Origin of the sequence: Pseudonocardia oroxyli (genome assembly GCF_900102195.1) — a bacterium.
In the GTDB taxonomy this organism is placed as follows: domain Bacteria; phylum Actinomycetota; class Actinomycetes; order Mycobacteriales; family Pseudonocardiaceae; genus Pseudonocardia; species Pseudonocardia oroxyli.
In genome coordinates this window covers 179,502-193,814 of sequence record NZ_FNBE01000014.1, presented here as the reverse complement: position 1 = coordinate 193,814, position 14,313 = coordinate 179,502, and the positions used below count along the sequence as shown (strand labels likewise).

Below are 14,313 nucleotides of genomic sequence, written 5' to 3'. Positions count from 1 at the left end.
GTTGGCTCGGTTGATGCCCACTCGTGAGTTGCGGGAGCGGGTGGAGATCGGGGCGGAGTTGTTGGCGAAGGCGCAGACGATGCGGATCACCAGTCCGCACGGTACGGATGTGACCTACCGGTTGGGGGTGTATCCGACGTTGTCGGAGTACGGCTACACCGACCAGCCGGGTCGGTGGGATCACTGGCCTGCGGCGTTCGTGTTCACCGGTGGGGCGGACGACGGGGTGGACGGGAGGATCGTGTTGGCGCCGGGGGATGTGTTGTTGCCGTTCAACACCTATGTGCAGGCGCCGGTGGAGCTGACGATCGAGCAGGGGTTTATCCGCGACATCCGGGGTGGGCTGGACGCGGACCTGCTCAGCTCCTACATCCGCTCGTTCGACGACCCGCGCGGCTACGGCATGTCGCATGTGGGGTGGGGTCTGGACGAGCGTGCGCACTGGCACGGGCTGACCCAGTTCGGTGGCGGCATGGGGATGGAGCTGCGCAGCTTCTACGGCAACGTGATGTTCTCGATCGGCCCGAACAACGAGCTGGGTGGGCCGAACGACACGGCGTGTCACTTCGACATCCCGATGCGGGGCAACAGCCTCTACCTCGACGACGAGCTGATCGTCGACGCGGGCGAGCTCACCGTCCCGGAGATGAAGCCGGTGGCCAGGCGATGACCGGCGTGGAGAACACCTCCGAGCTGCTCGTCGAGACGGTCACCACCGTGAACGGACGGGAGGTTCGGGCGAGCGTCCCCGCCCGGCTGCACGTGGCGGACTTCCTGCGCCAGCACCTCGGGCTCACGGGCACGCACGTCGGCTGCGAGCAGGGCGCGTGCGGGATGTGCACCGTGATCGTGGACGGAGAGGCGGTCAAGTCCTGCCTGATGCTCGCCTGCCAGCTCGACGGCCGGAGCGTCCGGACCGTCGAGGACCTCGCGGAGGGCGACGAGCTCAACGGGCTGCAACAGGCGTTCAAGGAGGAGCACGCGCTGCAGTGCGGCTTCTGCTCCCCGGGGTTCCTGATGACCGCGACCGCGCTCGCCCACCAGGGTGGCAGGCCCGACCGCGCCGAGATCCGCGAGGAGATCGCCGGCGTGCTGTGCCGGTGCACCGGCTACGACACCGTGGTGACCGCCATCGAGCGCTGGTTCGCGGAGCACCCGCAGGCCGTCACCGACCCCATCGCGACGCAAGGCTGACATGACCATTCTCGAAGACCCGGCCACCGGCGCCCGCGCGGACGAGGCGGGCGGCCGTCCGCGCGTGATCGGCACCTCGCCGCTCCGCAAGGAGGACGATCGGCTGCTGCGGGGCGACGGCCGCTTCACCGACGACGTCGAACCGGCCCGGGTGCTGTACATGGCCGTGGCCCGGTGCCCCTACCCGCACGCCCGCATCACCCACGTCGACGCGAGCGCCGCGGCCGCGCTCGCGGGGGTCGAGCACATCCTCACGCCTGCGGACGTCCGCCGGGACACCGAGGCGCTCACCGTGCTGCGTCCGGTGCCGGGCGCGCCGACGCTGCCGTACTACGCGCTGGCCCAGGACGTCGCCACGCACGAGGGCCAGCCGGTCGTGAGCGTCGTCGCGAGCAGCAGGCACGTCGCCGAGGACGCCCTCGAGCTCCTGGACATCACCTACGAGCCGCTGCCGCACGTCGTCGACGTCCTGGCCGCCCTCGAGCCCGACGCCCCGGTGCTGCACCCGTCGGTGCTGGACTCCAACCTGCTCGCCGCGAACTCCGACGGCAGCGGCGACCCCGAGGCCCGGTTCGCGGAGGCGGACGTGGTCGTGGAGGGGCGGTTCCGGATCAACCGGGTGACCGCGCTGCCCATGGAGACCCGGGGAGTGGTCGCCGAGTGGCGCCCCGGCGCCCGCGAGCTCACCGTCCACTGCTCGTCGCAGGTCCCGCACCTGATCCGCAAGCAGCTCGCCGAGACGCTGCGGCTCGACGAGAGCGAGGTCCGGGCCGTGGCGTCGGACGTCGGGGGCGGGTTCGGGCAGAAGCTGGGGGTGTTCCCCGAGGACGTCCTGGCCTGTCTGCACGCCATCGCGCTGCGTCGGCCGGTGAAGTGGTCCGAGGACCGCGCCGAGCACTTCCGCGGGAGCACGCACGCGCGCGAGTCGGTGCACGACTACCGCATCGCCGCGGACTCCACCGGCCGCATCCTCGCGATGACGAACGTCTACGCCACGGACATCGGCGGCTGGAACTCGCCCTTCGGCTCCGCCCAGCTGTCGAGCGTGGTCTTCAACGGGCCGTACAAGGTCGACGACGGGTACACCGAGCGCCGGGTGACCCTCACCAACAAGACGCCGGTCGGGGCCTACCGCGGCTACGGCCAGCCGGAGGTCAACTTCGCCTACGAGCGGCTGATGGACCGGCTCGCCCGCAGGCTCGACCTCGACCCCGTCGAGCTGCGGGCCCGCAACATGGTCACCGCGGCGGACCTGCCGTGGAGGAACCCCACCGGGGCCGTCTACGACAGCGGCGACTACGAGCGGTGCCTGCGCATGGCGGCCGAGGCCGTGGACTGGGCCGGGCACCGTGCCCGCGGGCGGACCCCGCGGCCGGACGGGCGGCTCGTCGGGATCGGGTTCGCCTCGTTCGTGGAGCGCACCGGTTACGCGAGCGCCCGGTTCCTCGCCCGCCGCGGCTCGGTGTTCGGCGCCCACGAGAGCGTCACCCTGCGGGCCAACCGCTCCGGCGGGATCGACGCCTACACCGGGGTGTCCACGATGGGCCAGAGCAGTGAGACGGCGTTCGCGCAGGTCGTGGCGGACGTCTTCGGCACCGGCTACGAGGCGGTCCGGGTGCACGCCGGGGACACCGCGTCGTCCCCGCTCAACACCGGCGCCTTCGCCTCCCGCACCATGATCGCCGCCGCCGGGGCGCTGCGCGCCGCGGCCGAGGAGCTCGCCGCGAAGACCCGGCGGATCGCGGCCTGGCAGCTCGACGCCGCCGCCGACGACGTCGAGATCGCCGGCTCGGTGGCCCGGGTGCGGGCCGATTCCACCCGCGCCGTCCCGCTGGCGAGGGTCTACACCGCCGCGATCACCGGCCAGGGGCTCCCCCCGGAGGAGGAGCCCGGCCTGGAGGCGACCGCGCACTTCGAGCCCTCGGACGCCGCGTACTCGTTCGGCACCGCCGCCGCCCAGGTGGCCGTCGACCCGGAGACCGGCGAGTTCGAGGTCGAGCGGTTCGTCCTTGTCCACGACGGGGGCACGGTCGTGAACCCCACGATCGTCGAGGGCCAGGTCCGCGGCGGGCTGGCCCAGGGCTTCGGCGCGGCGCTGAGCGAGGAGCTGCGCTACGACGCCGACACGGGCCAGCTCGTCAACGGCTCCATGGTGGACTACTTCGTCCCGACCGCCGCCGACCTGCCGCCGGTGGAGCTGCTGCACACCGAGGTGCCCTCGCCGGTCACCCCGTTCGGCGTCCGCGGCGTCGGCGAGGTGGGCACCATCCCGCCCGGTGCCGCCGTCGCCAACGCGGTGTGCGATGCGCTCGCCGACCACGGCGTGGAGCTGACCGCCCTGCCCATCACGCCCGAGGCGATCTGGAGCGCGCTCGCGGGCCGCCCGGCCGCCGGTGAACCCGCGCTCACGCCCACCCCGGCCGACCTGCCCGACGGAGGAACCGAGTACTGATGACCGCGAACCCCGACGCTCCGACCTGCGCCGTGCCCGCCCCCGCCGGGCTCTCCCGCATCGGCCTGATCGTGCCCAGCTCCAACACCACGATGGAGACCGAGCTCCCGGAGCTGTTCCGCAGGCAGAGCGAGGCCACCGGGCACCGCTACACCTTCCACTCGGCGCGCGCGGCGATGAAGCAGGTCACCCGTGAGGAGCTCCTCGCCATGGTGGACCGGGCCGCCGACTGCGCGACGGCGGTGTCCGACGCCGCCGTGGACGTCATCGCCTACGCCTGCCTGGTCGCCGTGATGGCGCAGGGCCCGGGCGCGCACAAGGAGTCCGAGCAGGTCATCGCGGACGCGGCGCGGGCGAACGGGCACCCCGCCGAGGTGGTCAGCAGCGCGGGGGCCCTGGTCCGGACGCTGCGCGGCCTCGGCTACTCCCGGGTCGCGATCGTCACCCCGTACATGGCGCCGCTGACCCGGATGGTGCGGGAGTACATCGAGGGGGAGGGGATCGAGGTCCTCGACGCCGTCGCCCTCGAGGTGCCGGACAACCTCGCCGTCGGCCGACTGGACCCCGAGCGGCTCCCGGACATCGCCCGCGGCCTGCGCCGGGGCGGCGCGGACGCGATCGTCCTGTCCGCCTGCGTCCAGATGCCCTCGCTCCCCGCGGTGCAGCGGGTCGAGGACGAACTGGGCCTGCCGGTGATCACCGCGGCGACCGCGACAGCCTACGAGGTGCTGGCCGCCCTCGGCCACACGCCCGCCATCGCCGGCGCGGGCCGACTGCTGGCCGGCGCGTCGGCGCACGAGGCCGAAGGGGCATGACGGCGGGTCTCAGGCGAGCGGGACGTGGAGCGCGCCGTCCCCGTCCCGGAAGCGGGCCGCCTCCTGTGCCATCCCGGCCTCGATCGCTCCTGGCTGGTCAGCCCCTGTTCCTCGGCGTACGCCCGGACGTCCTGGGTGATCCGCATCGAGCAGAACCTCGGCCCGCACATCGAGCAGAGGGGGGCGGTCGCCGCGGGCGACGCGGCGACAGCGGCGACAGCGGCGCCGCCGACGACCTCTCGACCGAGGTCGCGGACATCGCCGCGATGATGGCGGTGGCCGGGCCGGGAGCCCACCTGCTCGGGCACTCCTTCGGCGCACTCTGCACGCTCGCCTGCGCCGAGAAGCGCGGGCTGGACGGCACCCTGGTGCTCTTCGAGCCGCCGCTCGCCGTCGACGGGCCGGTCGCCGGTGCGGGGCTCGCCACCTACCGGGAGCTGGTCGAGGCGGGCGACCTGGACGCCGCCTTCGAGTTCGCGCCGGTCACCTTCGTCCGCGTGCCCGCCGAAGCGGTCCCCGAGATCCGCAGAACCCGGGATCCGCAGGGCTTCGCCGCCGTGGTCCGCGCCGCGGTGGCGTAGGAGGGGGCGGGCCGCGGTCCCCGTGCTCGACCGCGGCCCCGAGGCAGGCACTCGGCCGAGCCCCGCGGCGCGCCCGTGTTCCCGGGCGCGCCGCACTCGGTCAGGACTCGACCTCGACGATGGTGGCGCCCGCCGCGGCGTTCTGGACGGACTCGGCGCCCTTCCTGGCGTTGGACCTGGACTCGTAGGCCTCGCCGGAGGCGACGATCTGGCCGTTGGAGGCCTTGAGCCGGAAGCGGTACTTCCCGGCGCGGTCCTGGTAGATCTCGAACTTGCCTGCCATCGGCTTCTCCTGTCTGCAGTGGACGAGCGGTAGTCGGCGCCAGGCTAGGCCGAATGGCCTAACGCGGCAGGCTGGAGACCTGACCGGGTCGGAGGACGGCAGGGGAGAGGGGACGGACGGCCGATCTCCACAGCAGACCCACAGCCGCGGCACAACGGATCGACACCGGGCCGGGCGAGGCTCGTGCCACGGCACGCGGGTCCCCGCGTCGCTCTCCGACACGTCGAAGGTGGTCACGGTGGGCGTCACTCTGGACGAGCGGCACGAGCCCGGACCGGCGGCACCGCCCGCCCGGCCCGGGCGTCCGCGGTGGGAGCGGCCCGCGCTGGGGGCGCTGCTGGCGGGGACCGCGGTCCTGTACCTGTGGAACCTCGGCGCCACCGGCTACGGCAACTCGTTCTACGCGGCCGCGGTGCAGGCGGGGACGCGCAGCGGGACGGCCCTGTTCTTCGGCTCGCTGGACCCGGAGAACCTGATCACGGTCGACAAGCCGCCCGCCTCGCTGTGGGTGATGGAGCTGTCCACCCGGCTGTTCGGGTTCTCCTCGTGGGCGATGCTGGTGCCGCAGGCGCTGATGGCCGTCGCCGCGGTCGCGCTGCTGTGGGCGACCGTCCGGCGGGTGGCCGGACCGGGTGCGGGACTGCTCGCCGGGGCGCTGCTGGCCCTGACCCCCGTCGCGGCGTTGATGTTCAAGTACGACAACCCGGACGCGCTGCTGGTGCTGCTGCTGGTGGTGGCCGGGTACTGCACGGTGCGGGCGCTGGTGCGGGCGAGCACCCGGTGGATCCTGCTCGCCGGGCTGGCGATCGGGTTCGCGTTCCTGGCCAAGGAGCTGCAGGCCTTCCTGGTCGTCCCGGGGCCGGCGCTCGCCTACCTGTGGGCGGCGCCGACGGCGCTCCGCAGGCGGATCGCGCAGCTCCTCGGCGCGGGGGCGGCGATCGTGGTCGGCGCGGGCTGGTGGGTGCTCGCGGTCGCGCTGTGGCCCGCGGCCGACCGCCCGTACATCGGCGGTTCGACGAACGACAGCGAGCTCGGCCGGGCCTTCGGCTACAACGGCCTCGGCCGGATCTTCGGCCAGGGCCTGTTCGGCGGTCGCGGGGCAGGCGCCGCGGCCGCCGCGGACGCCGCCGACGCCGCGGGCGGGCCCGGCGGCCGCGGTGGCGTCGGCGACTTCGGCGGCTTCGGTGGGATGGGGGGCCAGGCCGGGATCCTGCGGATGTTCGAGTCCCAGGTCGGCGGACAGGTCTCCTGGCTGCTCCCGGCGGCGCTGATCCTGCTGGTGGCCGGGCTGTGGTTCACCCGGCGGAGTCCGCGCACCGACCTCACCCGGGCCGCGTTGCTGCTCTGGGGTGGCTGGACCGTGGTCGGCGCGGTGGTGCTCAGCCTCATGCAGGGCACCTTCCACCCGTACTACACGCTCGTGCTGGTGCCCGGCATCGTCGGGCTCGTGGTGGTGGGCGGCAGGCAGGCCTGGCTCGCCCAGGCGACGCTCCTCGGCAGGCTCGTCCTCACCGGCACCACCGTGGTGACGGCGGTGTGGTCCTTCGTGCTGCTGGACCGGACCCCGCAGTTCCTGCCGTGGCTGCGCTGGACCGTCCTGCTGCTCGGTGTGGTGCTCGGACTCCTGCTGTGGATCGTGCTCGCGGTCCCGTCGGCCCTGCGGGGACGGCTCGGGGTCGCGGTGCTGGCCGCCGCGGTGGTGGTCGGCGTGGCCGGTCCGGCCGCCTACGCCGTCGAGACGGCGCTCACCCCGCACCGCGGCGGCGGCGTGACCGCGGGGCCGGCCGTCGCCACGGGCGGCGCCGCCTTCCGTGCGGCCGGGGGAGCGGCGGCCGCCGCCGGTCGGGCGCGGCTCGCCGCCGGCGGTGGCGGGTTCGGTGACGCCGTCCCGAACGGACAGGTCGCGACGCTGCTGGAGACCGCGGGGACGCGCTGGTCGGCGGCCACCGTCGGCTCGTCGGCCGCGGCCTCGCTGGAGCTGGCGAGCGGCACCGCGGTGATGGCCCTCGGCGGGTTCACCGGGTCGGATCGCGCCCCCACGCTCGCCGAGTTCCAGACCGACGTCCAGGCCGGGCTCGTCCACTACCTCGTCCTGCCCGAGGGCGGGGGCACCCGGGGCGGCGGGGTGGGTGCGGCCATCACCCAGTGGGTCCAGCAGCACTACGCTGCCGACACGGTCGGCGGACAGACCGTCTACGACCTGGCCGCCCGATGAGCCGGCCCGTCGACCTGCACCGCAGGCCCGTCCGGAGCAGACTCGACGACGGTGCCGACGAGGGCGCCGACCGATCGACTCAGGAGGTCACGATGGGGATCATCGTCGCGTTGTTGGTTCTGTGGCTGGTCGTCGTGGTTGTCGGATTCATCGTGAAGTCGCTGTTCTGGCTCGCGATCGTGGGCATCGTCCTGTTCGTGGCGACCGGTGTCGTCGGGGCGGTCCGGCGTCGCGCGATGCGCTGACGACCCGGCGGTGAGTGCGCTCGCGGCGGTCCCGCCGCTGACCTGGGCACGGGTGGCGACGGCGTGGCGGTTCGAGCCGGGCGTCGTCGCGGTGGCGGCCGTCCTGGGCGGCGGCTACGCGGCCGGGGTGCGGCGGTGCCCGGGCCGGCCGCGGTCCCGGTCGTGGTGCGCCGCGGTGGCGGTGGTGCTGCTGCTGGTGGTCGGGTGCTCGTTCCTCGGCGTGTACTCCGACGTGCTGTTCTGGGTGCGGGCCGCGCAGAACATCCTGCTGCTGATGGTCGTCCCGATGCTGCTGGCCGCCGCCGCGCCGCTGACCCTGCTGGCGGCCACGATGCCCGCTGGGGCGCGGCGGTGGTGCAGCCGGGTGCTGCACTCCCGACCGGCGGTGTGGGCGACCCTGCCGCCGGTGGTCTCGCTGGTGCTGGTGGTGCCGATCCTGGTGCTCTACCTCAGCCCGCTCTACGAGCAGACCCTGCGTAGCGCCGCCGTGTCGGCGGCCGCGGGCACCGCGCTCGTGCTGTCGGGGTTCGTGTACTTCTGGACGCGCTTTCGCATCGATCCCGTCCCGCGTGCGGGGTCGCACCTGGTGACCCTGGCGATCACGATCGTCGAGATGATCGGGGACGCGGTGCTCGGGCTCGTGGTGTGGCTCGGGCCGTTGATCGCGGTCGGCTTCTACGCCGCGCTCGGCAGGCAGTGGGGGCCGGACCTGCGGACCGACCAGGTCCTCGGCGCCGGCGTGCTGTGGGCGGGTGGTGACGTGGTGGGTCTGCCGTTCATCGGCGTCGTGGTCGCCCGGATGGCCCGCGAGGACGAGGCCCACGGCCGCCGGGTGGACGCCGAGCTGGACCGGGCGTCCGCGGCAGCCGACGCCGAGTCCGACGCCGAGTCCGACAACGAGTCCGACAACGGGTCCGAGGCGGTCCCGTCGCGGCTGTGGTGGGAGGACGACCCGCAGCTCGCCGACCGCTTCCGGCGCCCGCTGCCGTGACCCGGCCGCGTCTTGCCGTGCGTTAACCCGCCGCTGACCGAACGGTGGGGACGCCGCTCCTACCCTCCGGCACGGGTGATCGGCGACGGGAGGTCGGGCATGGGGTCCGGGTGTCGGGACGGGAGCAGGCGCGGCCTGCCGCGGCGGGCGTTCGTGGGGTTGCTGGGCCTCGGCCTGGCCGCCTGCTCGGCGCCCGAGACCGGCGGCGGGCAGGCGGCCGGAGCCCCCACACCGGCGGCCCCGGCGGTCCCCGCGCTGCCGCCGATCCCCGCCGCGGTGCCCGGTCGGTCGACGACGGTCTCCTCCGGATCGGCCGACGGCTCCCGGGTCGCCCTGACCGTGGACGACGGGACCTGCGCGGACTGCGTGGCGGGGTACGTCGAGTTCGCGCGCCGGACCGGGACCCACCTGACCTTCAGCCCCAACGGCACCTACGCGCGGGAGTGGGAGCCGCACGCCGCGGTCCTGGCCCCACTGGTCGCCGCCGGTCAGGTCCAGGTCATGAACCACACCTTCACCCATCCGAAGCTGACCACGCTGGCCGACGGCGACGTCCGTGCCGAGCTCGCCCGCAACGAGGACTGGGTGCAGCGGGTCTTCGGCATCACGACCCGGCCGTACTACCGCCCGCCGTACGGCCTGCACGACGCGCGGGTCGACGGCATCGCGGCGGACGCCGGCTGGACCCGCTCCGTGCTGTGGAACGGCTCCTACTCGGACTCGACGACCATCACCCCCGAGTTCCTGATGTCGCAGGCGGAGAAGTACCTGACGCCGGGGCGGATCGTGCTCGGCCACGCGAACCACCCCACGGTGCTCGGGCTGTTCGACCAGATCACGGACCTGATCCGGCAGCGGGGGCTCACGCCGGTGACCCTCGACGAGATGTTCGGGACCAGCCGTGCCACCGGCACCGCCTGAGCGCGGGCGGCGCCGGGCCCCCCTCCTGCGGGTGGCGGTCGCGGCGCTGTCCGCGTTGGTCCTGGTCCTGACCGGTTACGGCTGGTCGGTGTACCACTCGTTGACGGGCTCGCTCGCGACCAGCGACGTGCTCAGCGGCGCCCGGTCGGCCGACGGCGCGACGGACATCCTGCTCGTGGGCCTCGACAGCCGCACCGACGGGCACGGGAACCCGCTGCCGCAGCAGGTGCTCGACGAGCTGAACGCGGGCAGCGACACCGGCACCCTCAACACCGACACACTGATCCTGGTGCGGATCCCGGACGACCCGAGCGCGCAGGCCACCGCGATCTCGATCCCGCGCGACTCCTACGTGGACATCCCCGGCTACGGCCGTCACAAGATCAACTCGGCGTACGCGCGGGCCCGCACCGACGCCCTCGCCCGGCTCGGCGCGTCCGGGGTCCAGGGCGCCGACCTGACGACGCAGGCCGACCAGGCGGGCAGGCGGGAGCTGGTCGACACCGTCGAGCAGCTCACCGGCGCCTCGGTGGACCACTTCGCCGAGATCAACCTCGTGGGGTTCGCGGAGATCACCGACGTGCTGGGCGGGGTGCCGGTGTGCCTGAACGCGCCCGCCCGTGACAGCTACTCCGGGGTGGACCTGCCCGCGGGTCCGCAGACCCTGCAGGGGGCGCAGGCGCTGGCCTTCGTGCGTCAGCGCCACGGCCTGCCCCGCGGTGACCTCGACCGGATCGTGCGACAGCAGGCGTTCATGGCGGGCCTGGCCCACGAGCTGCTGTCCGCGCACACCCTGGCCGACCCCGGGACGCTGTCGCGGCTGGTCGCGGCGGTGGACCGGTACGTCGTCCTCGACCAGGGCTGGGACGTGCTGGGATTCGCCACCCAGGCCCAGGGCCTCTCGGGTGGGAACATCGACTTCCGCACCATCCCCACCGGCAGCCTCGCGCTGCGGACCCCGTCCGACGGCGAGGCGGTGCAGGTCGACCCGTCGGCCGTGCGTGCGTTCGTCGCGGGGCTCACCGCGCCCGCCACCGGCTCGGACGACCCGGCACCGGCGGCACCCGGGCTGGGCGGCACCACCGTGGACACGCTGAACGGCACCACCCGCACCGGCCTCGCCGCCCAGGTCGAGGCGCTGGCGGTGGCGGACGGTGCGACCGCGGGCAGCACCGCCACCACGGGGGCGACCCGCACGTCCAGCGTCCGGGCGCACACCGCCGCTGACCCCGCGGCCGCGGTGCTGGCGGGCGACCTCGGCGGGATCCCGGTCGTCGCGGACCCCTCGGTGCCCGCACACCGGCTCGTGGTCCGGCTGGGCGCCGACTACACCGCGCCCGCTGCGCCCGCTGCGCCCACCGCGCCCACCGCACCCACTGCGCACACCGCGCCCACGGGCGCGGCGACCCCACCGGCGACCCCACCGCTGACGGCGGCGGGCGTGCCCTGCGTGAACTAGTGCCCCGTCCAGGAACGTTGGGGCCGGAATCGGGGGATCCAGCCGCTCGTGGGCAAGGCGCCGCCCCGGTCTCGTACCGGGCGTACTCGGCCGGGGTGGCAACGCCGCCCACGGGTGGCTGGGCCGCCGAGTTCGGTCCTGAACGTTTCTGGACGGGGCACTAGCGCGCGACCGCCTGCTCCTCGAGGTCCGACGCTCGGGTCGTGTGCGGACGCACGAGGGTGACGCAGAGGGCGAGCCAGGCCGCGCCGAGCAGCCAGCCCGCCAGGACGTCGGTGAGCCAGTGGGCGCCGAGATAGAGCCTGCTGAACCCGATGATCAGCGTGCCGAGGACCGCGCAGGCCGCGACCAGGGCCCGGGCGGCGGCCGACCGGAGTCCGAGGACCACCACGACGGCCAGCACGCCGAGCACGACGGCGGAGCCGAGTGCGTGCCCCGAGGGCAGCGAGTAGGTGGTCTCCACGGTGAGGCGGACCGCGAGCGGTGGGCGTTCGCGCTGGTAGAGGTTCTTCGTGAGGGTCACGAGCAGCCCGGCGCCCGCGGCCGCGACGACGACGAGGAGCGCGTGGCGCATCCGCTGCCGCACGAGCAGGACGAGCGCCCCCGCCGCCGCCAGCACCGTCATGCCGAGGGTGCCGCCCACGGTGCTGACCGCGCGCAGGAGGGTGTCGAGCCCGGGGGTGCGGTGGGCGACGAGCCACGCGAGCACGGGGGCGTCCGCCCCGGCGAGCGGTGCCGGGTCGGCGACGGCGTCGACGACCCCGGCGTACAGCGCGAAACAGACGGCGGCGACACCCAGGCCGGCGAGCATGCCGGGCGGCACGCGGCGCCGCAGCGCGACGACGGCGACCAGCCAGGCGGCCATCAGCGACAGGCCGAGGACCACGGTCGCGTCCGCGGTGCTCATCGCACGGTCCCGGCGACGAGGGCCCGTCCGCGGGGCGAGCGACAGGGGGCGGAGGACGGCGGCGTCGTCATGTCGTCGACGCTACGAACCGGCTGGTGCGGGCCCGACCAGCGGACGGTTAGCGCTCGGGAAAGTCCGGGTCCGCGGGCAGCAGCAGGGTGAAGGTCGGCGGGGTGGTGCGGGTGAGGGCCAGCCGCCCGCCCTGGGCCTCGGCGAGGCTGCGGGCCAGCGCCAGCCCGATCCCGTGTCCCGCGGCGTGGGGCGCGCGGCGGGCGAAGAGCTCGGTCTCGGGGACGACGATCCCGTCGCCCCGGTCGGCGACGTCGATCGCGACGGCGCCGCCGAGGTCCCGCACCGCGACCGTGACGGGCTCCCGCCCGTGGCGGACGGCGTTGTCGACGAGCACCGCCACGACCTGGCGGACCGCGGCGGTGGACGCCCACACCGCGGGCAGGTCGGGATCGGCCGCGATCCGCAGGTCGTGTCCCGCCCACCCGCGGTCGAGCTCGGCGAGCAGGGCCGGGAGGTCGAGGGCGGTCCGCACCGTCTCGGTGTCGCGGGCGAGCGCGAGGAGGTCCTCGATCGTGCGGTGGAGTCCGTCGGCGGCCCGGACGGCCTCCCGCATGGCCGCCCGCGGGTCCGCGTCCGGGTCCTCCAGCGCGCTCTCCAGGGTCAGCCGGAGCCCCGCGAGCGGGGTGCGGAGCTGGTGGGAGGCGTCTGCGGTGAAGGCGCGTTCGCGGGCCACGAGGTCGCCCAGCCGCTGGGCGGTGGCGTCCAGGTCCGCGCCCACCGAGTCGATCTCGGGGATGCCGACGGCGGGGGAGCGGACGGTGAAGTCGCCGTCGCCGAGGCGCCGGGCCGCGCGGGACAGCTGTTCGAGGGGGCCCGCGAGCCTGCCCGCCTGGCGGCGGGCCACGAACCAGACCGCGGCCAGCGCCGCGGCGGCGAGGGCCAGCATCGCGGCCCAGGAGAGCCCGATCTTCGCGTACGACTCCGTCGGGGGCACGGTGACGCGGATCGCCCCGGCCCGCGGGTCGTCCCCGGTGACCGGGACGGCGACGATCCAGTCGTCGTCGGAGTCCCGGCCCACCGCCAGCGCGTCCGCGACCGACTGGTCCGCGGTGGCCGGCCCGCGCCCGAGCACGCGGGTGCCGTCCCGGGCGTAGAGCGCGACGTCGGCACCGGACCCGAAGGTCGGGAGGACCGGGTCCCGTCCCTTCGCCAGCTCCACCGCCACGCTCAGCGCCGCGACGTCCGCGACCTGCGCGAGCTCGCCGCGCTCGTCGTTCTGGACGTAGGCGACCACGATCCCGGCGAGCGGGATGCCGAACAGGGCGACGGCCAGCGCGGCGACGGCGAGGGTGAGCACGACGATGCGCCTGCGCACGGGCACCCCCTCACGGCCGGACGGTCGGGACGAGGCTACGGCCGCGGGTCGCACCGCGGTCGTCCGCTCCCGGTCTCGCTCGGTCGCCCTCACGGGGCGAGCGGGGTCTGCACGGGGTCGACGGTAGGAACCGCAGGGTTCGGGCCGGTTCCACGCGGGGCAAGCGGACGGCAAAATCAGGGCGGGTCCAGGCGGTACCCGTGCCCGCGCAGGGTGACGATGGTGGGCAGCCGCGCCGAGCCCCCGGCCTCGGCGAGCCTGCGGCGCAGCGCGGCGACGTGCACGTCGAGGGTCTTGGTCGAGCCGAACCAGTGCTCGTCCCACACCTCGGACATCAACGTCTCGCGGCTGACGGCGACGCCGGGCTCGGCGGCGAGCCGGGCGAGCAGCTCGTACTCCTTGGTGCGCAGCGTGACCTCGGTGCCGTCCACGGTGACCCGGCGGGCCGCCGTGTCGAGGGCCAGGTCACCGAGCGCGGGCGGTCCGCCCGGGGTCGCGGGTGCCCGCCGACGCAGGTGGGCGCGGACGCGGGCGTGCAGCTCGGCGAGCCGGACCGGCTTGGTCAGGTAGTCGTCTGCGCCCGCCTCAAGGCCGATGATCACGTCCATCTCCTCGGCCCGCGCGGTCAGCATCACCACCACCGCGTCCGGCTGGGCCGCGCGGAGCCCACGGCACACGGCGACGCCGTCGAGATCGGGCAGACCCAGGTCCAGCAGCACCAGGTCCAGCGGGCCGCGGGCGGCCTCCGCGAGCGCGTCGCGGCCGCGGGTGTGCCAGGCGATCTCGTGCCCGTGCGCGGCCAGGCTCGACGAGAGCGCGTGGCCGATCGTGTCGTCGTCCTCCACCAGCAGCAGCCGGGCCAT

14 protein-coding genes are annotated in these 14,313 nt (G+C 74.7%); 10 read left to right on the top strand and 4 right to left on the bottom strand.

Translation table 11 applies throughout. The features are described from left to right. The 5 genes from BLS43_RS21225 to BLS43_RS21205 all read left to right on the top strand — a co-directional run. Positions 1–670, top strand: a 670-nt coding sequence (locus BLS43_RS21225; protein ID WP_483880048.1) for a 2,5-dihydroxypyridine 5,6-dioxygenase NicX family protein, incomplete at its 5' end; no start/stop codon positions are given. Then, positions 667–1,194, top strand: coding sequence for a (2Fe-2S)-binding protein (locus BLS43_RS21220; RefSeq protein WP_093087856.1), 528 nt, complete (start codon positions 667–669; stop codon positions 1,192–1,194). The genes BLS43_RS21225 and BLS43_RS21220, both read left to right, overlap by 4 nt. Before the next feature lies 1 nt (position 1,195). Continuing rightward, positions 1,196–3,646, top strand: a complete 2,451-nt coding sequence (locus BLS43_RS21215) for a xanthine dehydrogenase family protein molybdopterin-binding subunit (protein WP_093087853.1) — start codon at positions 1,196–1,198, stop codon at positions 3,644–3,646. Next, positions 3,646–4,461 (top strand): maleate cis-trans isomerase family protein, encoded by an 816-nt coding sequence (locus BLS43_RS21210; RefSeq protein WP_093087850.1) that lies wholly within the window; start codon positions 3,646–3,648, stop codon positions 4,459–4,461. Before BLS43_RS21215 ends, BLS43_RS21210 begins: the two co-directional genes overlap by 1 nt. Before the next feature lie 275 nt (positions 4,462–4,736). Continuing rightward, a complete protein-coding gene (locus BLS43_RS21205; protein ID WP_218129923.1) occupies positions 4,737–5,042 on the top strand; it encodes a hypothetical protein in 306 nt (101 codons plus the stop codon). Positions 5,043–5,142: 100 nt separating this feature from the next. Here BLS43_RS21205 and BLS43_RS21200 read toward each other — a convergent pair whose 3' ends face one another. Beyond that, entirely contained in the window at positions 5,143–5,325 is a 183-nt protein-coding gene (locus BLS43_RS21200) for a YegP family protein (RefSeq protein ID WP_093087848.1), read from the bottom strand. A 238-nt stretch (positions 5,326–5,563) separates the two neighbouring features. Between BLS43_RS21200 and BLS43_RS21195 the strand changes: the two genes are divergently transcribed. The 5 genes from BLS43_RS21195 (at position 5,564) to BLS43_RS21175 (ending at position 11,156) form a co-directional block, all read left to right on the top strand. Then, positions 5,564–7,540: an ArnT family glycosyltransferase gene (locus BLS43_RS21195; RefSeq protein WP_093087933.1), complete on the top strand. Its 1,977-nt coding sequence runs from the start codon at positions 5,564–5,566 to the stop codon at positions 7,538–7,540. Then, positions 7,537–7,785 (top strand): hypothetical protein, encoded by a 249-nt coding sequence (locus tag BLS43_RS29525; protein WP_143030145.1) that lies wholly within the window; start codon positions 7,537–7,539, stop codon positions 7,783–7,785. The genes BLS43_RS21195 and BLS43_RS29525 overlap by 4 nt, the downstream gene beginning before the upstream one ends. Positions 7,786–7,795: 10 nt before the next feature. Continuing rightward, complete coding sequence (locus tag BLS43_RS21185) at positions 7,796–8,776, top strand: cytochrome c oxidase assembly protein (protein WP_093087845.1); 981 nt, start codon at positions 7,796–7,798, stop codon at positions 8,774–8,776. A 99-nt stretch (positions 8,777–8,875) separates the two neighbouring features. Then, positions 8,876–9,697: a polysaccharide deacetylase family protein gene (locus BLS43_RS21180; RefSeq protein ID WP_093087926.1), complete on the top strand. Its 822-nt coding sequence runs from the start codon at positions 8,876–8,878 to the stop codon at positions 9,695–9,697. A 31-nt stretch (positions 9,698–9,728) separates the two neighbouring features. Continuing rightward, a complete protein-coding gene (locus BLS43_RS21175; RefSeq protein ID WP_245707645.1) occupies positions 9,729–11,156 on the top strand; it encodes an LCP family protein in 1,428 nt (475 codons plus the stop codon). A 160-nt stretch (positions 11,157–11,316) separates the two neighbouring features. Here BLS43_RS21175 and BLS43_RS21170 read toward each other — a convergent pair whose 3' ends face one another. The 3 genes from BLS43_RS21170 to BLS43_RS21160 form a co-directional block, all read right to left on the bottom strand. Further along, entirely contained in the window at positions 11,317–12,063 is a 747-nt protein-coding gene (locus BLS43_RS21170) for a phosphatase PAP2 family protein (protein WP_093087842.1), read from the bottom strand. Between the two features lie 118 nt (positions 12,064–12,181). Then, positions 12,182–13,450 (bottom strand): sensor histidine kinase, encoded by a 1,269-nt coding sequence (locus BLS43_RS21165; RefSeq protein ID WP_093087916.1) that lies wholly within the window; start codon positions 13,448–13,450, stop codon positions 12,182–12,184. Between the two features lie 176 nt (positions 13,451–13,626). Then, the gene (locus BLS43_RS21160; protein WP_093087839.1) at positions 13,627–14,313 is read right to left on the bottom strand and encodes a response regulator transcription factor; all 687 of its coding nucleotides are present in this window, start codon (positions 14,311–14,313) and stop codon (positions 13,627–13,629) included.